Origin of the sequence: Pseudomonas sp. AN3A02 (assembly GCF_011765255.1) — a bacterium.
GTDB lineage: Bacteria > Pseudomonadota > Gammaproteobacteria > Pseudomonadales > Pseudomonadaceae > Aquipseudomonas.
In genome coordinates, this window is sequence record NZ_JAARNI010000001.1 from 363,447 (window position 1) to 386,056 (window position 22,610).

At 60.3% G+C, this 22,610-nt stretch carries 15 protein-coding genes and 1 pseudogene; 5 read left to right on the forward strand and 11 right to left on the reverse strand.

The window, feature by feature from the left end:
- Nucleotides 1–71 precede the first annotated feature (71 nt).
- The 5 genes from topA to HBJ59_RS01820 all read right to left on the reverse strand — a co-directional run bounded on the left by topA (nucleotide 72) and on the right by HBJ59_RS01820 (nucleotide 7,384).
- Nucleotides 72–2,693: a type I DNA topoisomerase gene (gene topA / locus HBJ59_RS01800; RefSeq protein WP_017477200.1), complete on the reverse strand. Its 2,622-nt coding sequence runs from the start codon at nucleotides 2,691–2,693 to the stop codon at nucleotides 72–74.
- 114 nt (nucleotides 2,694–2,807) lie between these two features.
- Nucleotides 2,808–3,044 (reverse strand): DUF1653 domain-containing protein, encoded by a 237-nt coding sequence (locus tag HBJ59_RS01805; RefSeq protein ID WP_010176359.1) that lies wholly within the window; start codon nucleotides 3,042–3,044, stop codon nucleotides 2,808–2,810.
- 97 nt (nucleotides 3,045–3,141) lie between these two features.
- Nucleotides 3,142–4,317, reverse strand: coding sequence for an acetyl-CoA C-acyltransferase FadA (gene fadA / locus HBJ59_RS01810; protein ID WP_076017236.1), 1,176 nt, complete (start codon nucleotides 4,315–4,317; stop codon nucleotides 3,142–3,144).
- A gap of 29 nt (nucleotides 4,318–4,346) precedes the next feature.
- Entirely contained in the window at nucleotides 4,347–6,494 is a 2,148-nt protein-coding gene (fadB, locus tag HBJ59_RS01815) for a fatty acid oxidation complex subunit alpha FadB (protein WP_167662623.1), read from the reverse strand.
- 452 nt (nucleotides 6,495–6,946) lie between these two features.
- Nucleotides 6,947–7,384 carry a hypothetical protein gene (locus HBJ59_RS01820; RefSeq protein WP_076017235.1) on the reverse strand — a complete coding sequence of 146 codons (438 nt, stop codon included), beginning with the start codon at nucleotides 7,382–7,384 and terminating at the stop codon, nucleotides 6,947–6,949.
- 105 nt (nucleotides 7,385–7,489) lie between these two features.
- Between HBJ59_RS01820 and HBJ59_RS01825 the strand changes: the two genes are divergently transcribed.
- Entirely contained in the window at nucleotides 7,490–7,927 is a 438-nt protein-coding gene (locus HBJ59_RS01825) for a universal stress protein (protein WP_076017234.1), read from the forward strand.
- Nucleotides 7,928–8,125: 198 nt separating this feature from the next.
- Here HBJ59_RS01825 and HBJ59_RS01830 read toward each other — a convergent pair whose 3' ends face one another.
- Nucleotides 8,126–10,048, reverse strand: coding sequence for an ATP-binding cassette domain-containing protein (locus tag HBJ59_RS01830; protein ID WP_167662624.1), 1,923 nt, complete (start codon nucleotides 10,046–10,048; stop codon nucleotides 8,126–8,128).
- Nucleotides 10,049–10,260: 212 nt separating this feature from the next.
- Here HBJ59_RS01830 and HBJ59_RS01835 point away from each other — a divergent pair, with 212 nt between their 5' ends.
- A complete protein-coding gene (locus HBJ59_RS01835) occupies nucleotides 10,261–12,189 on the forward strand; it encodes a transglycosylase SLT domain-containing protein (RefSeq protein ID WP_076017232.1) in 1,929 nt (642 codons plus the stop codon).
- An 87-nt stretch (nucleotides 12,190–12,276) separates the two neighbouring features.
- Here HBJ59_RS01835 and HBJ59_RS01840 read toward each other — a convergent pair.
- Nucleotides 12,277–13,041, reverse strand: a pseudogene (locus HBJ59_RS01840) (Fic family protein); the annotation flags it as partial.
- Nucleotides 13,042–13,112: 71 nt separating this feature from the next.
- Nucleotides 13,113–14,879, reverse strand: coding sequence for an ABC transporter transmembrane domain-containing protein (locus tag HBJ59_RS01845; RefSeq protein WP_167662626.1), 1,767 nt, complete (start codon nucleotides 14,877–14,879; stop codon nucleotides 13,113–13,115).
- 255 nt (nucleotides 14,880–15,134) lie between these two features.
- On the opposite strand from HBJ59_RS01845, the gene HBJ59_RS01850 reads away from it, so the two are divergent.
- The gene (locus HBJ59_RS01850; RefSeq protein ID WP_010176367.1) at nucleotides 15,135–15,308 is read left to right on the forward strand and encodes a PA1571 family protein; all 174 of its coding nucleotides are present in this window, start codon (nucleotides 15,135–15,137) and stop codon (nucleotides 15,306–15,308) included.
- Nucleotides 15,309–15,359: 51 nt separating this feature from the next.
- Here the strand turns inward: HBJ59_RS01850 and pdxB are convergent, their stop codons facing one another.
- Nucleotides 15,360–16,502, reverse strand: coding sequence for a 4-phosphoerythronate dehydrogenase PdxB (pdxB, locus tag HBJ59_RS01855; RefSeq protein WP_167662627.1), 1,143 nt, complete (start codon nucleotides 16,500–16,502; stop codon nucleotides 15,360–15,362).
- A 190-nt stretch (nucleotides 16,503–16,692) separates the two neighbouring features.
- Between pdxB and HBJ59_RS01860 the strand changes: the two genes are divergently transcribed.
- Nucleotides 16,693–18,084 carry an MATE family efflux transporter gene (locus HBJ59_RS01860; protein ID WP_167662628.1) on the forward strand — a complete coding sequence of 464 codons (1,392 nt, stop codon included), beginning with the start codon at nucleotides 16,693–16,695 and terminating at the stop codon, nucleotides 18,082–18,084.
- A 90-nt stretch (nucleotides 18,085–18,174) separates the two neighbouring features.
- On the opposite strand, the gene tusA is transcribed toward HBJ59_RS01860, so the two are convergent.
- Nucleotides 18,175–18,426 (reverse strand): sulfurtransferase TusA, encoded by a 252-nt coding sequence (tusA, locus tag HBJ59_RS01865; RefSeq protein WP_076017227.1) that lies wholly within the window; start codon nucleotides 18,424–18,426, stop codon nucleotides 18,175–18,177.
- Between the two features lie 94 nt (nucleotides 18,427–18,520).
- Nucleotides 18,521–19,594 carry a 23S rRNA (cytidine(2498)-2'-O)-methyltransferase RlmM gene (gene rlmM / locus HBJ59_RS01870; RefSeq protein WP_003219000.1) on the reverse strand — a complete coding sequence of 358 codons (1,074 nt, stop codon included), beginning with the start codon at nucleotides 19,592–19,594 and terminating at the stop codon, nucleotides 18,521–18,523.
- Between the two features lie 191 nt (nucleotides 19,595–19,785).
- Here rlmM and acnA point away from each other — a divergent pair, with 191 nt between their 5' ends.
- Nucleotides 19,786–22,527 carry an aconitate hydratase AcnA gene (gene acnA / locus HBJ59_RS01875; RefSeq protein ID WP_076017225.1) on the forward strand — a complete coding sequence of 914 codons (2,742 nt, stop codon included), beginning with the start codon at nucleotides 19,786–19,788 and terminating at the stop codon, nucleotides 22,525–22,527.
- Nucleotides 22,528–22,610 lie beyond the last annotated feature (83 nt).

Genomic DNA, 22,610 nt, shown 5'->3' on the forward strand with positions numbered 1-22,610 from the left:
ACCACTGGGTGCCAGGCTTCCCGCGTTATCGTTAACGACCTTCGCGAGCAAGCTCGCTCCTACAATCCGTATCAAGCGCCCTGGCGCTTGTCCTCGACCTTCCACTTGCCGCCGTCGTAGAACGCTTTCCAGCCGGTAGGCTTGCCTTCCACTTCGGTCTGCACGTACTGCTCCTTGGTCTTGCGGCTGTAGCGGATCACGGACGGACGACCGTCCGGGTCCTTCTTCGGCGCTTCGCAAAGGAAGTGGTACTTAGGATCGATCTCGTCCTTGTGAGGCACGATCTCGATCACCAGCGGAGCACGGGTCTCGCGGTTTTTCGGGAACTGACTGGCAGCCAGGAACAGCCCCGAAGCGCCATCACGCAGGATGTAGGTGTCGTTGACCTTCTCGCACTTGAGTTCAGGCATCTTCACCGGGTCCATCTTCGGCGGCGCCGCGTCACCGCTTTTCAGCAGTTTGCGGGTGTTCTTGCACGTCGGGTTGGTGCAACCGAAGAACTTGCCGAAACGGCCAGTCTTGAGCTGCATCTCGCTGCCGCACTTGTCGCATTCCAGGCTCGGACCTTCGTAGCCCTTGATGCGGTAAGTGCCTTCTTCGATCTCATAGCCGTTACAATCCGGGTTGTTACCGCAGATGTGCAGCTTGTGCTTCTCGTCCAGCAGGTAGGCGTCCATCGCCGTGCTGCAGATCGGGCAACGGTGCTTGCCACGCAGTACCAGCGACTCGGACTCACCCTCGTCATCGGCCGCGATTTCATCGCCCGGCACCAGGTTGACGGTGGCCTTGCAGCGCTCTTTCGGCGGCAGGCTGTAACCCGAGCAACCGAGGAACACACCGGTGGATGCCGTACGAATCTGCATCGGGCGACCGCAGGTGAGGCACGGAATATCCGTCATCACCGGCTGGTTGGCACGCATGCCGTTCTCGGCGCTTTCAGCTACTTCGAGTTTCTTCTTGAAGTCGCCGTAGAACTCGTCGAGCACGTTTTTCCAGTCGCGTTCGCCCTGGGCCACGTCATCGAGGTTCTCTTCCATGCCGGCGGTGAAGCCGTAGTCCATCAGGTTGGAGAAGCTCTCGGACAGGCGCTCGGTGACGATGTCGCCCATCTTTTCCGAGTAGAAACGACGGTTGTGCAAGGCAACGTAGCCGCGGTCCTGGATGGTGGAAATAATCGCCGCATAGGTCGAAGGACGACCGATACCGCGTTTTTCCATCTCCTTGACCAGGCTTGCTTCCGAATAACGCGCCGGCGGCTTGGTGAAGTGCTGGGACGGGTCGAGCTTGATCAGCTTCAACACATCGCCCTGGGCCATGTCCGGCAGCACGTCATCGTCGCCCGGCTTGGCGATTTGCGGCATCACGCGGGTGTAACCGTCGAACTTGAGGATACGGCCCTTGGCACGCAGCTCGAAGTCACCAGCACCCACGCTGACAGTAGTAGACAGGTATTGCGCCGGCAGCATCTGGCAGGCCAGGAACTGGCGCCAGATCAGCTCGTAGAGGCGCTCAGCGTCCCGCTCCATGCCGCTCAGCTTGCTTGGCTCGGTGTTGGCGTCGGAGGGACGAATCGCTTCGTGAGCCTCTTGTGCGCCTTCCTTGCTGCTATAGACGTTCGGCTTCTCTGGCAGGTACTTCTTGCCGAACTCGCTTTCAATATAAGTGCGCGCCATTGCCACCGCGTCTTGCGACAGGTTGGTGGAGTCGGTACGCATATATGTGATGTAGCCCGCTTCATACAGACGCTGGGCCATCATCATGGTCTTCTTCACCCCGAAGCCCAGGCGGTTGCTCGCAGCCTGTTGCAGGGTGGAAGTGATGAACGGCGCCGACGGCTTGCTGCTGGTGGGCTTGTCTTCACGCTTGACGATGCTGTAGCTGGAAGCCTTGAGCTTCTCCAGCGCGGCCATGGCCTGGGCTTCGTTGAGCGGCTTGAAGGCCTCGCCTTTCTCGCGGGCCACTTCAAAGCGCACGTTGTTGCCCTTGGCGGTGCCCAGGTCAGCGTGCACTTCCCAGTATTCTTCGGGGTTGAACGCACGAATCTCGCGCTCACGCTCCACCACCAGCTTTACCGCCACCGACTGCACACGGCCGGCGGACAGGCCTCGGGCGATCTTCGCCCACAGCAGCGGCGAAACCATGTAACCCACGACGCGGTCGAGGAAGCGGCGGGCCTGCTGGGCATTGACGCGGTCAATGTCCAGTTCGCCCGGCTTGGAGAAGGCTTCCTGGATCGCCTTCTTGGTAATTTCGTTGAACACCACGCGCTTGTAGCGGCTGTCGTCACCACCGATGGCTTCCCGCAGGTGCCAGGCAATAGCCTCCCCTTCGCGGTCCAAGTCGGTTGCGAGATAGATGGTGTCAGCATCTTTGGCGAGCCGGCGCAGCTCTTCGATGACCTTTTCCTTGCCCGGGAGGATCTCGTACTTGGCTTTCCAGCCATGATCGGGATCGACACCCATGCGCGAGACGAGCTGCTTGCGCGCTTTCTCTTTAGGCGTGAGCACCGGACCTTCGCCCGCAGCCGCCTTGCCGCGTTTGGCGGCAGGCTCCTTGCTGGCGCTAGCCGAACCGCTGGTGGGCAGGTCTCGGATATGGCCGATACTCGACTTCACCACGTACTCGTTACCCAAGTACTTGTTGATGGTCTTGGCCTTAGCCGGGGATTCCACAATGACCAGCGATTTGCCCATGGATCGGAAAATTCCTGAATTCGAGAAGTGAAAGGCGGTTGGCGCCTGACGCGGCAACGCTATATATAGTGGCAACAAGGTGAGGTCAAGCGCAGCATTCTGCGCGGCCTGCCTTTATTGCGCGGAAAAAAGGCTGGGTTCGACCTGGATCAAAGCAAAGCGCGGGACCTGTTCGCCGTCAACTTCGACGGTCTCCAGGAACATGCTCAAGGGACGCACCCAAAAGCCGTAATCGCCATACAGTGCTTGGTAAAACACCACTTCCTCTTCGGTCTCGGAATGCCGCGCCACATTAAAAACGCGGTACTGCGGACCTTTATAATGCTGGTAGAGCCCTGGTTCGACTTTCATGCTCTGGCCCTCTTACAAAATTAGTTAAAAAAAAATATAAAAAATTCCAAAAAACAAAAACCGGGGCACTGGGCCCCGGCTTCCGTCAGCGAAACGTTTAGATACGTTCGAAGACGGTGGAGATGCCTTGGCCGAGGCCAATGCACATGGTCGCAACCCCAAGGTTGCCGCCATTTTGCTTCATCACGTTAAGCAACGTGCCGGAGATACGAGCACCGGAACACCCAAACGGGTGACCCAAGGCAATCGCGCCGCCGTGCAGGTTAACCTTCTCGTTCATCTTGTCGAGCACTTTCAAATCTTTCAGCACTGGCAGGGCCTGTGCGGCGAAAGCTTCGTTGAGCTCGAAGAAGTCGATGTCGGAGATGCTCAGGCCTGCGCGCTTCAATGCTTTTTGTGTGGCCGGTACTGGACCATAGCCCATGATTGCCGGGTCCACACCTGCGACTGCCATCGAACGAATCACCGCCATCGGCTGGATACCCAGGTCCTGGGCACGCTGGGCCGACATCACGATCATGCACGAAGCACCGTCGGTGATCTGCGACGAAGTACCGGCTGTCACGGTGCCGCCCTTTGGATTGAAAGCAGGCTTCAAGGCCGCCAGGCTTTCCAGGGTGGTGTCCGGACGAATGGTTTCGTCGTAGTCGAACAGTTTCAGGAAACCGTTCTCGTCGTAGCCGTTCATCGGGATGATTTCATCCTTGAACTTGCCTTCCAGGGTCGCCTTGTGGGCGAGCTGGTGGGAACGCAGGCCGAATGCATCCTGGGCTTCGCGAGTAATGCCGTGCATTTTACCGAGCATTTCAGCGGTCAGGCCCATCATGCCCGAGGCTTTCGCCGCGTACAGGGACATGTGCGGGTTCGGATCGACACCGTGCATCATGCTGACGTGGCCCATATGCTCCACGCCGCCGACCACGAACACATCACCGTTACCGGTCATGATCGCTTGGGCAGCGGTGTGCAAGGCGCTCATGGACGAGCCACACAGGCGGCTGACGGTCTGGCCGGCAGCGGTGTGCGGGATCTGCGTCATCAAGGATGCCATGCGGGCGATGTTCCAGCCCTGCTCCAGGGTCTGGTTGACGCAGCCCCAGATGACGTCTTCGACTTCGTTCGGGTCGACCTTGACGTTGCGTTCCAGCAATTTGCTGATCAGGTGCGCCGACATGTCTTCAGCGCGGGTGTTGCGGTGCATGCCGCCCTTGGAGCGGCCCATCGGCGTACGACCGAAGTCGACAATCACGACGTCTCTTGGATTCAAGCTCATAAATATTCTCGCTCTAGTCGTCTGGGCACTTAACCGAAGAAGCTTTGGCCGTTCTTGGCCATCTCACGCAGCTTCGCAGTCGGGTGGTACAGCGGGCCCAGATCAGCGTATTGATCAGCCAGGGCAACGAACTCGGCCACACCGATGGAATCGATGTAACGCAGCGCACCACCACGGAATGGAGGGAAACCAATACCGTAGACCAGGCCCATATCGGCCTCGGCTGCGGTTTCAACGATGCCGTCTTCCAGGCAGCGCACGGTTTCCAGGCACAGGGCGATCATCATCCAGTTGACGATGTCCTCGTCGGACACTTCACGCTGTTCGTAGATGACCGGCGCGAGTACTTCGTGAACCGACGGGTCGGCCACTTTCTTCTGCTTGCCCTTCTTGTCGGTCTCGTAAGCGTAGAAACCCTTGCCATTCTTCTGGCCCAGGCGCTTGGCTTCGTAGAGCGCGTCGATCGCCGAGCGGCGGTCGTCTTTCATGCGGTCCGGGAAGCCTTCAGCCATCACGTCACGACCGTGGTGGCCGGTGTCGATGCCGACCACGTCCATCAGGTACGCCGGGCCCATTGGCCAGCCGAATTTTTCCATGACTTTGTCGATGCGCACGAAATCCACACCGGCGCTGACCAGCTTGGCGAAACCGCCGAAGTACGGGAACAGCACGCGGTTGACCAGGAAGCCCGGGCAGTCGTTGACGACGATCGGGTTCTTGCCCATTTTCTTGGCGTAAGCAACGGTGGTGGCAACGGCCAGCTCGCTGGACTTCTCGCCACGGATCACTTCCACCAGCGGCATCATGTGCACCGGGTTGAAGAAGTGCATGCCGACGAAGTTTTCCGGACGCTTGAGGGCCTTGGCCAGCAAGGTGATGGAAATGGTCGAGGTGTTGGAAGCCAGGATGGTGTCTTCTTTAACCTGGGCTTCAACTTCAGCCAGTACCGCCTGCTTGACCTTCGGGTTCTCGACAACCGCTTCGACCACCAGGTCGACGTGGCCGAAATCGCCGTAGGACAGCGTAGGACGAATGCCGTTAAGCACTTCAGCCATTTTCGCTGCAGTCATGCGGCCTTTATCAACGCGGCCAACCAGCAGTTTCGCGGCTTCTGCCAGACCCTGCTCGATACCGTGCTCGTTGATGTCTTTCATCAGGATCGGCGTGCCTTTGGACGCCGACTGATAGGCGATACCGCCGCCCATGATACCGGCGCCGAGTACGGCAGCCTGCTTCACATCGCGGGCGATTTCGTCGTAGGCCTTGGCCTTTTTCTTCAGTTCCTGGTCGTTCAGGAACAGACCGATCAAGCTCTGCGCAGCAGAGGTCTTGGCCAGTTTGACGAAACCAGCGGCTTCGATCTCCAGGGCCTTGTCGCGACCGAAGTTCGCGGCCTTCTGGATGGTCTTGATCGCTTCAACCGGCGCCGGGTAGTTCGGGCCGGCTTGGCCAGCAACGAAACCTTTAGCGGTTTCGAACGACATCATCTGTTCGATGGCGTTGAGCTTGAGTTTTTCCAGCTTTGGCTGACGCTTGGCCTTGTAGTCAAATTCGCCGCTGATGGCGCCTTTGATCAAGTTCAATGCGGCTTCTGCCAGCTTGTCGGGAGCGACCACAGCATCCACGGCGCCGACTTTCAGCGCGTCTTCAGCACGGTTTTCCTTGCCGGCGGCAATCCACTCGATGGCGTTGTCGGCGCCGGTGATGCGCGGCAGGCGCACGGTACCGCCGAAGCCTGGGTAGATGCCCAGCTTAACTTCCGGCAGGCCGATTTTCGCGGTGGCAGACATCACGCGGAAGTCGGCGGCCAGGCACATTTCCAGACCGCCGCCCAAGGCGATGCCATTGATCGCGGCAACGGTCGGCACGTTGAGGTCTTCGAAATCGCTGAAAATCTTGTTGGCTTCGAGGTTGCCAGCCACAAGCTCGGCATCGGGCAGCTTGAAGTTGTCGACGAATTCGGTGATGTCAGCGCCGACGATGAACACGTCCTTGCCACTGGAGACGATCACGCCCTTGACCGATGCATCTGCTTTGATGGTGTCTACGGCCTGACGCAATTCATTCAGGGTTAGACGGTTGAACTTGTTGACGGACTCACCCTTGAGGTCGAATTTCAATTCGACGATGCCACTTTCAAGAGCCTTAACCGTGATGGCTTTACCTTCGTAAATCATCAACTGATCTCCACGATATGGAAGCTGAACAGTACACGTCGGACGCAGGATTCAGCGTAGACACTGACGTTACCGTCGATGCTAACGCCAATTTGCCAGGCACACCCGCCAACGCGATAGTCGGGATTCTGTACGAACGGTCTGAAAGACAAACGCTCAATTCATACGCCCGTTTGATTTGGGTACGTCACCTTCAGCCAAATCCGAAGAATTGTCAATCGCTCGAAAGGGCCGGAAAAACGCGACTTTTCAGTCATTTCAGAACCCGAGGCAGCCGGCATCGCCCCGCCAATGTTTAATCATTCGCGAAATCAATAATGTGAATTTTGATTTAAAGGGCTGTACAGAACCGAATATGCGGCTAGGCTAGCGGCACGTAAAACGAATTACCGGCCTGCCTGGCCAACTCCAGCCCGATGATACTTTCGGGCTTTTTAATGCCTGCAGGAATCTCAAGCCAGCGCTTTGAGCACCGCGTCAATGTCCTGCAACACACTCAACTCGCCCTTCTCGCCCCAGTACAGGGTGATCATTTGCTTGTCCGCTTCGACTTTGTAGACGTTCGCAGGCAGCGTCGCAAAATGCGGCAACAACTTTTCATCAACGCAGGTTTCCTGCCACTGATTGACCCAAATCCCCGGTTCCAACTGCCAATAACTCCAGGTCACCCGCTTGGTACCGCGTCGTGGCCGGTGATACTGCGCACACGGGCTGGGCGGCTCGTGCTTGAGCCAGTGCGGCCATTCCTGAGGTGTCAGTTGCATGGTCAAACCGATGCGCCGTGCCTCCATGCGTAACGCCATGCGCCCACTCGAATGGCGCGAAGGACGCAACCACGCCAGAGGGCTCAAAACGAGCGCAAGGATTGACACCACTATCCAGACCGTCATATGTGTACTCCCGAATTTCTTGATGAGCGGATTTGACCCGACGCAACCCCATCCGCTTGAAACCAGCCATACTGAACTTATCGCTTTCCTTTGGAGAAACCTCTCATGCCCTACGAACATATTCTGGTCGCCGTGGACCTGACCGAAGAATGCGACCCCGTGATCAAGCGGGCCGTAGGCCTTGCAGGCGACTCGGTGAAACTGTCCCTGGTGCATATCGTCGAACCGATGGCCATGGCCTTTGGTGGCGACGTGCCGATGGACCTTTCCCAACTGCAACAGCAGCAGTTCGACCAGGCCAAGGAGCGTCTTGATCGACTGATCAACAAGTACCCCGCCCTGAAAAAAGACCAGAGCCACCTGACCTACGGCCAGCCGCGCCAGGAAATACACCACCTGGCCAAGGAACAAAATTGCGACCTGATCGTGGTCGGCAGCCACGGCCGTCACGGCCTGGCGTTGCTGCTGGGCTCCACCGCCAATGACGTGCTGCACGGCGCACCTTGCGATGTGCTGGCAGTGAAACTGGTAAAGAGCTCGTAAGACCAACGGCAATCTAATGTGGGAGCGGGCTTGTGTGGGAGCGGGCTTGCTCGCGAAAGCGGTGGATCAGTCGACAATTATATGGACTGACACACCGCATTCGCGAGCAAGCCCGCTCCCACATTTGAACCGCGTTTCATACAAAAAACCCGGTGCTCATACAAATGAGCGCCGGGTTTTTTATTGCGCTTGAATCACTCAGGCATCCAGCTCGGCCCAGCGCTCAACCAAGGCTTCCAGCTCGCTGTTCAACTGCTCGAGGGATGCAATCACCTTGGCAGTTTCTGCAGCAGGACGCAGATAGAAACCCGCGTCAGCCATTTCAGCTTCAACGGCAGCGATCTGCTGTTCCTTGGCGTCGATATCGCCCGGCAGCGCTTCCAGCTCACGTTGCAGCTTGTAGCTGAGCTTCTTCTTGGCTGCAGGCGCTTCTTGCGCAGGAGCAGAAGCGGCAGCAGCCACCGGGGCAACCACGGCCGAGGTCAGGTCAGCCTTGCCGGATTTGCTCTCGGTCACGCCCAGCAAGCGCGGCGAACCGCCCTGACGCAGCCAGTCCTGATAACCACCGACGTATTCACGCACCTTGCCTTCACCTTCGAAGACCAGGGTGCTGGTGACCACGTTGTCGAGGAATGCCCGGTCGTGACTGACCATCAGCACGGTGCCGTTGAAGGTCAGCAAGACCTCTTCCAGCAGTTCCAGGGTTTCAACATCGAGGTCGTTGGTCGGTTCGTCGAGCACCAGCAGGTTGGCTGGTTTGCTGAACAGCTTGGCCAGCAGCAGGCGCGCACGCTCACCACCAGACAAGGCTTTAACCGGCGTACGTGCACGCTGCGGGCTGAACAGGAAGTCGCCCAGGTAGCTCAACACGTGGCGGCTCTGGCCGTCGATGTCGATAAAGTCGCGACCTTCGGCGACGTTGTCGATCACGGTTTTTTCCAGGTCCAACTGGTGGCGCAACTGGTCGAAGTAGGCCACGTCGATGCGTGTGCCCTCTTCCACTGTGCCGCTGGTCGGTTGCAGGCCGTTGAGCATCAGCTTGAGCAAGGTGGTCTTGCCGGTACCGTTGGCGCCAAGCAGGCCGATACGGTCGCCGCGCTGCAGGACCATGGAGAAGTCCTTGATCAGGAACGGGCCGTCCGGGTGATGGAAGCTCACATTTTCCAGGACCATCACTTGCTTGCCGGACTTGTCGGCGGTATCCAGCTGAATGTTGGCCTTGCCGGTGCGCTCACGACGCTCGCTGCGCTCGTTACGCAGGGCCTTGAGGGCGCGCACGCGACCTTCGTTACGGGTGCGACGCGCCTTGATGCCCTGGCGGATCCAGACTTCTTCCTGGGCCAGTTTCTTGTCAAACAACGCGTTGGCGGTGTCTTCGGCAGCCAGGCTGGCTTCCTTGTGCACCAGGAAGCTGGCGTAGTCGCCGTTCCAGTCGATCAGGCCGCCGCGATCCAGTTCGAGGATGCGCGTGGCGAGGTTTTGCAGGAAGGAACGGTCGTGCGTGATGAACAGCACGGCGCCCTGGAAATCCTTGAGGGCTTCTTCCAGCCAGGCGATTGCGCCGATGTCCAGGTGGTTGGTCGGTTCGTCGAGCAGTAGCAGGTCTGGTTCGGAAACCAGCGCCTGGGCCAGCAGGACGCGGCGACGCCAGCCGCCGGACAATTCGGCGAGGGTCTTGTCGGCCGGCAGTTGCAGGCGGCTCAACGTGCTGTCGACCAATTGCTGCAAGCGCCAGCCGTCACGGGCTTCAAGGTCTTGCTGGACGTGCATCAGCTTGTCCAGGTCTTCTTCGGTGACGCAGTTCTGTGCCAGGTGATGGTATTCGGCGAGCAGTGCGCCCACGCCATCCAGGCCTTCGGCAACCACGTCGAATACTGTCCGTCCGTCGGCCACCGGCAATTCTTGCGGCAATTCGCCGATCTTGAGGCCCGGCGCGCGCCATACAGAGCCTTCGTCGGACTTCTGGTCGCCTTTTACCAGCTTCATCATGCTGGACTTGCCGGTGCCGTTGCGGCCGATGATGCACACCCGCTCACCACGGGCGATCTGCCAGGACACCTTGTCCAACAACGGCATAGCGCCGAAAGCAAGGGACACATCGCTGAATTTGAGCAGGGTCATACGCTTCTCCAAAAACTGGGCGCGCATTCTACCTGACTTAGGGCTCGAGGCGGCCGGCATTTTCGTCTCTGACATGTTCTGTCGGACATTTCAGATGAACTTGAACGAAGCGACCGGCAAAGCTTTCACCGGTTGCAGCCAAAAGGCTAAGCTAGGGGCAATCAGTGTCGGCGACGTCGGCACTAGTCCAGATTCCTCTGCACGGACGTCTCATGCGCAGTCGCCTTTTCAGCTTTTTATCTTGTCTGCTTCTTTCTGCCACCGCCGTTCAATCTGCCCAGGCCGTGGACCTCACCACCCAACGTCAATATTACGATGAAGCCAAACGAGCCCTCGCCAAAGGCGACAGCGGCCCGTATTTCCAATACAGCCAGGCCCTGGCCGACTACCCGCTGACGCCGTACCTCGCTTACGACGAACTGACCGCGCGCCTGAAAACCGCCAGCAACGAGGAAATCGAACAATTCCTCGCCAAGAACGGCGACCTGCCCCAGGCCAACTGGATGAAGCTGCGCTGGTTGCGCTGGCTGGCCGACCGTGGCGACTGGCAAACCTTTGAAAAGTACTACGACGCCAAACTCAATTTCGTCGAACTGGACTGCCTGCACGGCCAGTTCCAGCTGACCCATAATCAAAAAGCCGAAGGTTATAAAACCACCGAGAAGCTGTGGCTGACCGGTAAATCCCAGCCTGCTGCCTGTGATGCAACCTTTGGCCAGTGGGCCGCCGACGGCCAACTCACCGAACAGAAAATCTGGGACCGCGCCAAACTCGCCGCCGAAGCCCGCAACTACCCGCTGGCCAACAGCCTGGTGAAAACCCTGCCGACCCTCGGCGCCCAAGGCCGCCTGATGGTGGACGTGGCGCAAAAACCCGACATGCTCAGCGACCCGTCGCGCTTCCTGCCAGCCAACGAGGCCATGTCCGACGCCGTCGGCCTGGGCCTTCGCCGCCTGGCACGCCAGGACCCGGACAAGGCCATGGCCCTGCTCGACGGTTATGCCAGCAGCATGCACTTCTCTCGTGACGAAAAAGTGTCGATCGCCCGGGAAATCGGCCTGACCCTCGCGCGCCGCTACGACCCGCGCGCCCTCGACGTGATGACCAAATACGATCCGGAACTGCGGGACAACACCGTCTCCGAATGGCGCCTGCGCCTGCTGTTGCGCCTGGCCCGTTGGGAAGACGCCTACCAGTTGACCCGCAAGCTGCCCCAGGATTTGGCCACCACCAACCGCTGGCGCTACTGGCAGGCCCGCAGCCTGGAACTGGCAGAGCCGAAGAACCCGCAAGCCCTGGTGATGTACAAGGGCCTGGCCAAGGAACGAGACTTCTACGGCTTCCTGGCCGCGGACCGCTCCCAGTCCCCGTACCAACTGAACAACAAGCCGCTGGTGATGAGCCAGGCGCTGATGAACAAAGTGCGTAACACCCCGGGCGTACGCCGCGCCCTGGAGTTCTACGCCCGCGGCCAGATCGTTGATGGCCGTCGCGAGTGGTACCACGTCAGCCGGCACTTCAACCGTGACGAAATGGTCGCCCAGGCCAAGCTGGCCTACGACATGAAGTGGTACTTCCCGGCGATCCGCACCATCAGCCAGGCCCAGTACTGGGACGACCTGGACATCCGCTTCCCGATGGCCCACCGCGACACCCTGGTACGTGAAGCCAAGGTCCGCGGCGTGCATTCAAGCTGGGTGTTTGCAATCACCCGCCAGGAAAGCGCCTTTATGGACGACGCGCGTTCCGGCGTCGGCGCCACCGGCTTGATGCAACTGATGCCCGGCACCGCCAAAGAGACCGCACGCAAGTTCAGCATCCCGCTGGCCTCGCAACAGCAGGTGCTCGACCCGGACAAGAACATCCAGCTCGGCGCGGCGTACCTGAGCCAGGTTCATGCCCAGTTCAACGGCAACCGCGTGCTCGCCACCGCCGCCTACAACGCCGGCCCAGGCCGCGTACGCCAATGGTTGCGCGGCGCCGATCACCTGAGTTTCGATGTGTGGGTGGAAAGCATCCCGTTCGACGAAACCCGTCAGTATGTGCAGAACGTGCTGTCTTATTCGGTGATCTACGGGCAGAAGCTCAATGCACCACAGCCGCTGGTGGATTGGCATGAGCGCTATTTTGATGATCAGTAAGGGGAGCAGCTGCAAGCAGCAAGCTTGAAGCTGAAAAAAAATGCCCGCATTGAGAGATGCGGGCATTTTTTATGGCGCTGCCGGGGACTCGCTTTGCACCGCTTCTGCCAGCGCAAGGTTCAAGGCTTGCAGCATGAACTCGACAAAGGGCGTTGCCTCTGCCTGCTTGTCCGCCGCCGACAATGCGGCGTAATAAGCATCCTGCTGCTCGCGAATCACCGCCTCTACCGGCAAGTAAGCCAGCACCGGGCGCCACTGACTGAGAATCAGGGTTTGCCATAAGCGGCCCATACGCCCGTTTCCATCGGCAAAAGGATGGATAAACTCGAATTCATAGTGAAAGACGCAGCTAACGATCAGTGGATGCCAGTCAGAGGCGGACTGCCACTTCAGCAAATCATCAACCAAATGCGTAACACGGCTCGCCGGCGGCGCCATGTGCACCAACTGTTCGCCCCGATAGATCCCTACGCCCGCCTGACGAAACCGACCCGCATCGTCGATCAAGCCATACATCAATAACTTATGGGCACGCAGCAGGTCCGCACGTTCGCCCGGTGCCCACTGCGGCATAGCCTCGTAAGCGGAAAAAGCGTTGCGTACTTCCTGAATCTCCCGGGGCAAGCCCAACACACGCTTGCCTTCCAGCACAGCGGTCACCTGTTCGACACTCAGGGTGTTGTTCTCGATGGCCAACGAAGCCTGAATCGTACGAATCCGGTTGCCACGCCTCAATTGCGGGGTCTGCCGGCTGTCGTCGCCAGCTGAAAGCTGACCAATCTGCTCACTGATATCAGCAACCAGACTCAACATCTTGGCAGTCAGGGTCAACGGAGGTTGATAGCGGCTCATTTCCTCATCCAAGTCTGTAACGAAAGCCAACATAATGCCCTAAGGAACGGTCGCACCACAGCCTCACTGCCTCAATCAACTTCAGTACCATCACTGAACTGCAACGCCGCCAGCCGTGCATACAGCGGATTGCTGGCGATCAACTGCTGATGCGTCCCCACCGCCACCAGCTTCCCCTGGTCCATCACGGCAATCCGGTCCGCGTTCTTCACCGTGGCCAACCGGTGGGCAATCACCAGCGTGGTGCGCCCTTCCATCAACTGTGGCAGCGCTTGCTGGATCAGGTGTTCGCTCTGGGCATCCAGTGCGCTGGTGGCTTCGTCCAGCAGCAGGATCGGTGCGTCCACCAGCAGCGCCCGGGCGATGGCCAGGCGTTGACGCTGGCCGCCGGAAAGGCCCATGCCGCCATCGCCCAGGTGGGTCTGGTAGCCGTCGGGCATTTGCAGGATAAAATCATGGGCGTGGGCGATGCGCGCCGCTTCTTCGACCTGGGTAAAGGTGGCCGATGGATTGCCGTAGCGGATGTTCTCTTCGACAGTGCCGAAGAACAGCTCCGGGCTCTGGGACACCAGGGCGAAACAGCGGCGCAGGTCCAGCGGGTCCAGTTCGGTCAGCGGCTGACCTTCAAGCAGGATGCGGCCTTGCTGAGGATCGTAGAAACGCAGCAACAGATCGAAGATCGTCGATTTGCCCGCGCCCGACGGGCCGACCAGGGCCAGGGTTTCACCGGCATTGATGCTCAGGCTCAAGCCGTCGATAGCAAAACGATCTGGGCGCGACGGATAGGAGAAGCGCAGATCCTGGATTTCCAGGCGGCCGCTGACCCGCTCCGGCAGCTTGATGACGTTAGCCTCGGGCGCCTTGATCTCATTACTCGATTGCAGCAATTCCCCAATCCGCTCTGCCGCACCGGCCGCCCGCTGCAACTCGCCCAACACTTCACTCAAAGTGCCCACGGCACTGCCGACGATCAGGCTGTAGAACACGAACGCAGCCAGTTCACCACCGGAAATCCGCCCGCTAATCACGTCCATGCCGCCGACCCAGAGCATCACGCCCACGGCGCCCAGCACCAGCATGATCACCAGGGTAATCAGCCACGAACGCTGCAGGATACGCTTGCGTGCGGTGGTGAACGCCTCTTCCACCGTCACCGCAAAGCGCTGCTCGTCCTGCACCTGGTGGTTGTAGGCCTGCACGGTCTTGATCTGGCCGAGGGTCTCGGACACGTAGCTGCCGACATCGGCGATCCGGTCCTGGCTTTGGCGCGACAGGCTGCGCACCCGGCGGCCGAAGATCAAGATCGGCGCCAGTACCAGTGGCAGCGCTATTACCACGATGCTGGTGAGCTTGGGATTGGTGACAAACAACAGCACGATCCCGCCGATCACCATCAGGGCGTTGCGCAGGAACAGTGACAGCGAGGAGCCGATCACCGATTGCAGCAAGGTAGTGTCGGTGGTCAGGCGCGACTGGATTTCCGAACTGCGGTTGTTTTCATAGAAGCCCGGGTGCAGGTAGATCAAATGGTTGAACACCTGCCGCCGGATGTCTGCCACCACCCGTTCGCCGATCCACGACACCAGGTAAAACCGCGCAAAAGTGCCCACCGCGAGGCCCAGCACCAGAATCATGAACAGGCCGATGGACTGGTTGAGCAGGTGCGGCGACTGGGTCATGAAGCCCTGGTCTACCAGCAGGCGAATACCCTGCCCCATGGACAAGGTGATGCCGGCGGTGACGATCAACGCCAACAAGGCCCCCAGGGCCTGCCAGCGGTAGGGAGCGACGAAGCGGCTGGCCAGGCGAATCGCGCGGCGTTGACGGGCTGAGAGCATGGAGGGTTTCACCTGAGGGTGGGAGACGGGAACCTACATAGCTACATGGGGGGAACTTGAGCGAATCACAATGAGTCAGGTTAATTATGCTTACCGAACCCAGGCCCTAGAGGCTATCGGTCTAAGGCCCGGCTGGAAATTTGTATCGGTTTCTGCTGGACTAGGCATTCGATCTGCTGACCGCGCAAGGAGTTGTAACAACGCGGTCACGCGGTGATTTTAAAGTAGGTACACAACCTGATGAGGAGACGGGCCATGTCCTTGCAAAACAGCAGCAACGCCAAAATTGAAGTGATCCGCCAACCGCAGCAGTTGCCTTGCTCATACATCGACGCTCAAGGCCGCGAAGTGCAAATCACCGAAGAGATGATCCAGAGCGCCTGCGCCGAACTGGAACAGAAATTGGTCAAGCCTGCCAAGCGAGGCTGAATCGCCCACGCTCTTTTAAACCCGGCCTTGATGGCCGGGTTTTTTATGCCTTCAGATTGCCTGCGCGCCCAATGCCGCCACGATGTTAGACAAGGCCGCAGAGTCGCCGCTGATTCGCACCTTCAAACCCTCAATCTCGCGCCGCGGCGGGTAGTGCTTGCGCAGTTGGTCAAACGCCTTGCGCTGCTCGTCCACGGTGCCTACGAGGCTGCGGCGAAAATCCGCGTCATCACGGCGCGGGTCGTACACCCCACGGCACAGGGCCGCCAGCGCCCAGGCCGGGTCGGTATTGGCGTTGAGGGTGACCTCGGCCAACCACGGTTCCGGCAGCAAGTCGCTGAGTTGAATGGTCGCCTCCTGGCCAAGATACCGGCACAGCGCCTGGTAGATCTGCGCCGTGCCGCGCTGCCTGCCGTCCAGGCTGTAGCCGGCGATATGCGGGGTGGCCAGCACACACAAGTCGGCCAGGTCGACGTCCACCTGAGGCTCGCCTTCCCACACATCCAGCACCGCCTGCAAGTCTTCGCGCTCCAGCAGCACGTCCCTGAGGGCGGCATTGTCCACCACCGGGCCGCGGCTGGCGTTGATCAGCCAGGCGCCGGGCTTGAGCTGGTTGAGGCGCTCGCGATCGAACAAGTGCCAGGTAGAACCGTTGCCGGATTTGTTCAGCGGCGTGTGCAGGCTGATCACATCGCACTGCTCGACAATCTGCTGCAGACTGACGTAGTCACCGTCCTCGGCGATCTGCCGGGGCGGGTCGCACACCAGCACCTTCCAGCCCAGCGCCTTGAGCACCTTGACCAGGCGCCCGCCGACTTCACCGGCGCCTATCACGCCGTAGGTGCGTTGGGCCAGGTCGGCGCCTTCGATCTCGGCGAGGGTCAGCAGGCTGCCCAGCACATAGTCGACCACGCCACGGGCGTTGCAGCCAGGAGCGCTGGACCACTGGATGCCGGCGCGCTGGAAGTAATCAAGGTCGAGGTGATCAGTGCCGATGGTGCAGGTGCCGACAAACCTCACCGGCGTGCCTTCGAGCAAGGCACGGGTGACGTTGGTCACCGAACGCACCAGCAGCACATCGGCCTGTTCGATAGTCGCGCGGTCGATGGACCGGCCCGGAACCCGGCGAATCTCGCCGAATCCTTCGAAGAATGCATCGAGCAGCGGGATATTTTCGTCGGCAACAATCAGCATGGCAGGCTCCTTTCGCGGATCAGCAGTGTACAGCGGTTTTCCTTGTGGCGAGGGAGCTTGCTCCCTCGCCAAAAAAAGCAACATTTGCGCTGGGATGTGTTTACAAATCCACAACACAGGTTTTTTCCTGACCAACACGTCAAGGCGTAGAATGCGCCGTCCTGCGCTTCCCCTTATCGGACATCTGTACGTGAACACTGCCACCACCGCCCTCTCCCGCCCCGCCCGCGTCAGCCTTGAAGTACGCAACCTGCTGGCCCTGGCCTTGCCGATCATGATCGGGCAACTGGCGACCACGGCCATGGGTTTTGTCGATGCGGTCATGGCCGGGCGTGTCAGCTCCCGGGACCTGGCGGCGGTCGCCTTGGGCAACTCCATCTGGATCCCGGTGTACCTGCTGATGACCGGCACGCTGCTGGCCACCACGCCGAAAGTCGCCCAGCGCTTTGGCGCCGGCACCCACGGTGAAATCGGCCCGCTGGTGCGCCAGTCGATGTGGCTGGCCCTGGTGGTGGGGATCACCGCGCTGCTGTTGCTGATCAGCGCCGAACCAATCCTGCATTTGATGAAGGTCGATCCCGAGCTGATCAAGCCGTGCATGGGCTACCTGCACGGCATCGCCTCGGGCATGCCGGCCATTGCGCTGTATTACGTGTTGCGGTGTTTCAGCGACGGCCTGGGCCGAACGCGGCCGAGCATGGTCATGGGCCTGTGCGGGCTGGCGCTGAATATTCCGCTGAACTATGTGTTTATCTACGGCCACTTCGGCGTGCCGGCCATGGGCGGTATTGGTTGTGGGTGGGCCACGGCGATCGTGATGTGGGTAATGATGCTCGGCCTAGCCGCCTGGACCCGCTGGGCGCCGGTGTATCAGAGCAGCGAGCTGTTCAAGCGCTTTGACTGGCCGCAATGGTCGGTGATCAAGCGCGTGCTGAGCATCGGCTTGCCGATCGGGATTGCGGTGTTTGCAGAGTCGAGCATCTTTGCGGTGATCGCGCTGCTGATCGGCAGCCTCGGCGCCACCGTGGTAGCCGGGCACCAGATTGCGCTGAACTTCAGCTCGCTGGTGTTCATGATCCCCTACTCCCTGAGCATGGCCGTCACCGTGCGCGTGGGCCAGGCCCTGGGCCGTGGCGAACCTCGCGAGGCGCGCTTCGCGGCAGGTGTTGGGATGGGCACGGCGCTGGTGTATGCCTGCCTGTCCTGCAGCCTGATGCTGCTGTTTCGCGAACAGATCGCCACCATCTACACCCAGGACCCGCTGGTGATCCAGGTGGCGGCGATGCTGATTGTGTTTGCGGCGTTGTTTCAGTTCTCGGACGCGATCCAGGTCACGGCCGCCGGCGCGTTGCGCGGTTACCAGGACACACGGGTGACCATGGTGCTGACGCTGTTTGCGTATTGGGGTGTGGGCTTGCCGGTGGGCTACGCGCTGGGGCTGACCGAGTGGCTGGGCCAGGCGCGCGGCCCGAGTGGTTTGTGGCAGGGGCTGATCGTGGGCCTGAGCTGTGCGGCGGCGATGCTGGTAATCCGCCTGGTGCGCAGTGCACGCAAGCGGATTCGCCACGAAAAAAAACTGTAGGAGCGAGCTTGCTCGCGAAAAACCCTGGAGCGCCGCGTTAAGCCTGGCAGCCCGCGTTATCGTTAACGACCTTCGCGAGCAAGCTCGCTCCTACAGGGACTTCTTGCGGATCCAGTACAGGTAGGTGCCAGCCTGTTCCTGTTGGTCCACCAGCTCATGGTCGAGAAACACGCAGAACTTGGGGATATCGCGACGGGTCGACGGATCGGTCGCGATCACCTTGAGCAAGCCGCCAGGCGCCAGGTCACGGATGTGCTGGTGCAGCATCATCACCGGTTCGGGGCAGTTGAGGCCGGTGGCGTCGAGGGTGGCGTCGACGGGTAAATCAGGGGTCAGGCTCATGGTTTACTCCTAAACAGGCCGGCATTTTAGCGGTAATGCGGGGCGCCAGGTAGGCAGCGGCGCCCTCAAGGTTTTCGCGAGCGAGCTCGCTCGGCTACCGGGCCTTCGGCTTCTTTACATCCAGCCGACGCAGATGGCAGGTCACTTCTTCACGGTCGTGGTACAGCTGCTTGCAGCCAATCTCCACCCGAATGCCCCGCTCCTTGAAGCCTTCCGCGATGCGTTCAAGCAGGCGCTTCACTTCGGCATAACGCTGCTTCATCGGCAGCTTCAGGTTGACCACCGCCTCGCGGCAATGCCCTTCGCCGATCCAGGTTTCCAGCAGGGCCGCGTTACGCGCCGGTTTCTCGACGATGTCGCACACCATCCAGTCCACTGGCTGCTTGGGGGTGTAGATGAAGCCGTCGGCCATCAAGTGCTGCACCAGGCCGGTGTCCATCAGGCTTTCGGCCATCGGGCCGTTGTCGATGGCGGTCACCAGCATGCCACGGTTGACCAACTGCCAGGTCCAGCCGCCAGGCGCTGCGCCGAGGTCGACGCCGGTCATGTCGCTGTGCAGGCGCTCGTCCCACTGATCACGGGGGATAAAGTGGTGCCAGGCCTCCTCCAGCTTCAAGGTCGAACGGCTTGGCGCGTCCCGTGGGAATTTCAGGCGCGGAATGCCCATCGGCCACATCGCCGAGTTGTTCGACTCGGCCAGGCCCATGAACACTTCACGGCCACTCTTGAAGGTCAGCAACAGGCGCGGCTTGCTGGCGTCTTCCACCAGCTTGCCGGCAGCCATCAGCGCCTTGCGCAGGTGCACTTCGAATTTCTTGCAGAAGTTCGAGAGTTCCTTGCCATCGTTGGTGTCGACCATTTCCAGCCACAGGCTGCCGCACACCGGGAAATCCCGCAGGTGCGCGAGGATCACGCTGATGCGGTCGGTTTCCGGCAAATCGATGAACACTCCACGCGCCCACTGCCTTGGGAAGATCAGCTCGGCAAAGCGTTGGCCGCGCATCAGGCGCTGGGCGCCGTCTTCTTCGGTGCACACAAATTCGGCGCAGGCGCTGCCGGTCTTGGCCTTGGCATAGCCCGAAACGTTCAGGCGAGCGGCGTGTTCCGCGATCTCGGAACAGACTTCGCCTTCAAAACCCGGGCGGCAGTGCATAAAAAGGGTGTTCATCAACTCTCCTGGATCACGGGCTTGCTATAGCGCAATGCCTGTCATGAAAACGCGCGCATGATAGCCGAGTTCGGAACCTTGGACTTGTCCATAGAGTCCAGTAATTAGCCAGCTACTTAAAACAGGGCTAATTTAGAAGCTCTGTTCGTCCCGTCAGGTCCGTAGCCGTGCGGACCATAAGGAGTCATGTAATGTCATCCCTTGATAGCCTGAGAACCCTTAAAACCTTACAGATTGACGACAAGACCTATCACTACTTCAGCCTGCCCGAAGCCGCCAAGAGCCTGGGTGACCTGGACAAACTGCCGATGTCCCTCAAGGTGCTGCTGGAAAACCTGCTGCGCTGGGAAGACGAAAAGACCGTCACCGGCGCCGACCTCAAGGCCATTGCCGCCTGGCTCAAGGAGCGCCGCTCCGACCGCGAGATTCAATACCGCCCCGCCCGCGTGCTGATGCAAGACTTTACCGGCGTGCCCGCGGTGGTCGACCTGGCTGCCATGCGCGCCGCGGTGGCCAAGGCCGGCGGTGACCCGCAGCGCATCAACCCGCTGTCACCGGTGGACCTGGTGATCGACCACTCGGTGATGGTCGACAAGTTCGCAACCACCGGCGCCTTTCAAGAAAACGTCGATATCGAAATGCAGCGCAACGGCGAACGCTACGCCTTCCTGCGCTGGGGCCAGAGCGCCTTCGACAACTTCAGCGTAGTACCACCGGGCACCGGCATCTGCCACCAGGTCAACCTGGAATACCTCGGCCGCACCGTCTGGACCAAAGATGAAGACGGCCGCACCTACGCCTTCCCCGACACATTGGTAGGCACCGACTCCCACACCACCATGATCAACGGCCTCGGCGTACTGGGCTGGGGCGTGGGCGGGATCGAAGCGGAAGCCGCGATGCTCGGCCAGCCGGTGTCGATGCTGATCCCGGAAGTGATCGGCTTCAAGCTCACCGGCAAACTGAAAGAAGGCATCACCGCCACCGACCTGGTGCTGACCGTCACCCAGATGCTGCGTAAAAAGGGTGTGGTCGGGAAATTCGTCGAATTCTATGGCGACGGTTTGGCCGACCTGCCACTGGCCGACCGTGCGACCATTGCCAACATGGCACCGGAATACGGCGCCACCTGCGGCTTCTTCCCAGTGGACGAAGTGACTTTGGACTACCTGCGCCTGTCGGGCCGTCCTGCGGAAACCGTCAAACTGGTAGAGGCGTACACCAAGGCCCAGGGCCTGTGGCGCAACGCCGGTCAGGAGCCCATCTTCACCGACAGCCTGGCGCTGGACATGGGCAGCGTCGAAGCCAGCCTTGCCGGGCCGAAACGCCCGCAAGACCGTGTTTCTCTGCCTAACGTCGGCCAAGCCTTCAGCGACTTTCTCGACCTGCAATTCAAACCCACCAACAAGGAAGAAGGCCGCCTGGAAAGTGAAGGCGGCGGTGGCGTTGCGGTGGGCAACGCCGACCTGATCGGTGAAGCCGATTACGACTTCGAAGGCCAGACCTACCGCCTGAAAAACGGCGCGGTGGTGATCGCGGCGATTACCTCCTGTACCAACACCTCCAACCCCAGCGTGATGATGGCGGCGGGCCTGGTGGCGAAAAAGGCCGTGGAGAAAGGATTGAAGAGCAAGCCATGGGTGAAAACCTCCCTGGCACCCGGCTCCAAGGTGGTCACCGACTACTACAAAGCGGCGGGGCTGACCCAATACCTCGACAAGCTGGGCTTCGCCCTGGTGGGTTATGGCTGCACCACCTGCATCGGCAACTCCGGGCCGCTGCCCGAGCCGATCGAAAAAGCCATCCAGAAAGCCGACCTGGCCGTAGCTTCGGTGCTTTCGGGCAACCGTAACTTCGAAGGCCGGGTGCACCCGCTGGTGAAAACCAACTGGCTGGCCTCCCCGCCCCTCGTCGTGGCCTACGCCTTGGCCGGCACGGTGCGTATGGATATCAGCAGCGAACCGCTGGGCACCGGCTCGGACGGGAAACCGGTGTACCTGCGGGACATCTGGCCCAGCAGCAAGGAAATCGCCGACGCCGTCGCCCAAGTCAGCACCGGGATGTTCCACAAGGAATACGCCGAGGTGTTTGCCGGCGACGAACAGTGGCAGGCCATTGAAGTGCCACAGGCCGCTACTTACGTGTGGCAGAAGGATTCCACCTACATTCAGCATCCACCCTTCTTCGACGACATTGGTGGCCCGCTGCCGGTGATCGAAGACGTTAAGGGCGCCAACGTGCTGGCGTTGCTGGGGGACTCGGTGACCACCGACCACATCTCCCCCGCCGGTAACATCAAGACCGACAGCCCGGCCGGCAAATACCTGCGCGAGCAAGGTGTCGAACCGCGGGACTTCAACTCCTACGGCTCACGTCGCGGCAACCATGAAGTGATGATGCGCGGCACCTTCGCCAACATCCGCATCCGCAACGAAATGCTCGGCGGTGAGGAAGGCGGCAACACGATCTACATCCCGACCGGCGAGAAAATGCCGATCTACGATGCCGCCATGAAATACCAGGCCTCGGGCACCCCACTGGTGGTGATCGCCGGCCAGGAATATGGCACCGGCTCAAGCCGCGACTGGGCCGCCAAGGGCACCAACCTGCTGGGGGTCAAGGCGGTGATCGCCGAGAGCTTCGAGCGGATCCACCGCTCCAACCTGGTGGGCATGGGCGTGCTGCCGCTGCAGTTCAAGCTGGACCAGAACCGCAAGGCACTCAAGCTGACCGGCAAGGAGAAGATCGACATCCTCGGGCTGACCCATGCCGAGATCGAGCCACGCATGAACCTGACGCTGGTGATCACCCGTGAAGACGGCAGCAGCGAGAAGGTCGAAGTGCTGTGCCGTATCGATACGCTGAATGAGGTCGAGTACTTCAAGGCCGGCGGGATCCTGCACTACGTGTTGCGGCAGCTGATTGCCTCGTAACTGACACGCGCTACACAAAACACCGCCTCCCCAGGCGGTGTTTTCATTTTTACCGTCGGTGACGCTCGTTATACTGCCGCCCT

Coding starts and splice junctions, on each gene's coding strand:
- topA (WP_017477200.1), bottom strand. CDS start 2,693: ATGGGCAAATCGCTGGTCATTGTGGAATCCCCGGCTAAGGCCAAGACC.
- HBJ59_RS01805 (WP_010176359.1), bottom strand. CDS start 3,044: ATGAAAGTCGAACCAGGGCTCTACCAGCATTATAAAGGTCCGCAGTAC.
- fadA (WP_076017236.1), bottom strand. CDS start 4,317: ATGAGCTTGAATCCAAGAGACGTCGTGATTGTCGACTTCGGTCGTACG.
- fadB (WP_167662623.1), bottom strand. CDS start 6,494: ATGATTTACGAAGGTAAAGCCATCACGGTTAAGGCTCTTGAAAGTGGC.
- HBJ59_RS01820 (WP_076017235.1), bottom strand. CDS start 7,384: ATGACGGTCTGGATAGTGGTGTCAATCCTTGCGCTCGTTTTGAGCCCT.
- HBJ59_RS01825 (WP_076017234.1), top strand. CDS start 7,490: ATGCCCTACGAACATATTCTGGTCGCCGTGGACCTGACCGAAGAATGC.
- HBJ59_RS01830 (WP_167662624.1), bottom strand. CDS start 10,048: ATGACCCTGCTCAAATTCAGCGATGTGTCCCTTGCTTTCGGCGCTATG.
- HBJ59_RS01835 (WP_076017232.1), top strand. CDS start 10,261: ATGCGCAGTCGCCTTTTCAGCTTTTTATCTTGTCTGCTTCTTTCTGCC.
- HBJ59_RS01845 (WP_167662626.1), bottom strand. CDS start 14,879: ATGCTCTCAGCCCGTCAACGCCGCGCGATTCGCCTGGCCAGCCGCTTC.
- HBJ59_RS01850 (WP_010176367.1), top strand. CDS start 15,135: ATGTCCTTGCAAAACAGCAGCAACGCCAAAATTGAAGTGATCCGCCAA.
- pdxB (WP_167662627.1), bottom strand. CDS start 16,502: ATGCTGATTGTTGCCGACGAAAATATCCCGCTGCTCGATGCATTCTTC.
- tusA (WP_076017227.1), bottom strand. CDS start 18,426: ATGAGCCTGACCCCTGATTTACCCGTCGACGCCACCCTCGACGCCACC.
- rlmM (WP_003219000.1), bottom strand. CDS start 19,594: ATGAACACCCTTTTTATGCACTGCCGCCCGGGTTTTGAAGGCGAAGTC.
- acnA (WP_076017225.1), top strand. CDS start 19,786: ATGTCATCCCTTGATAGCCTGAGAACCCTTAAAACCTTACAGATTGAC.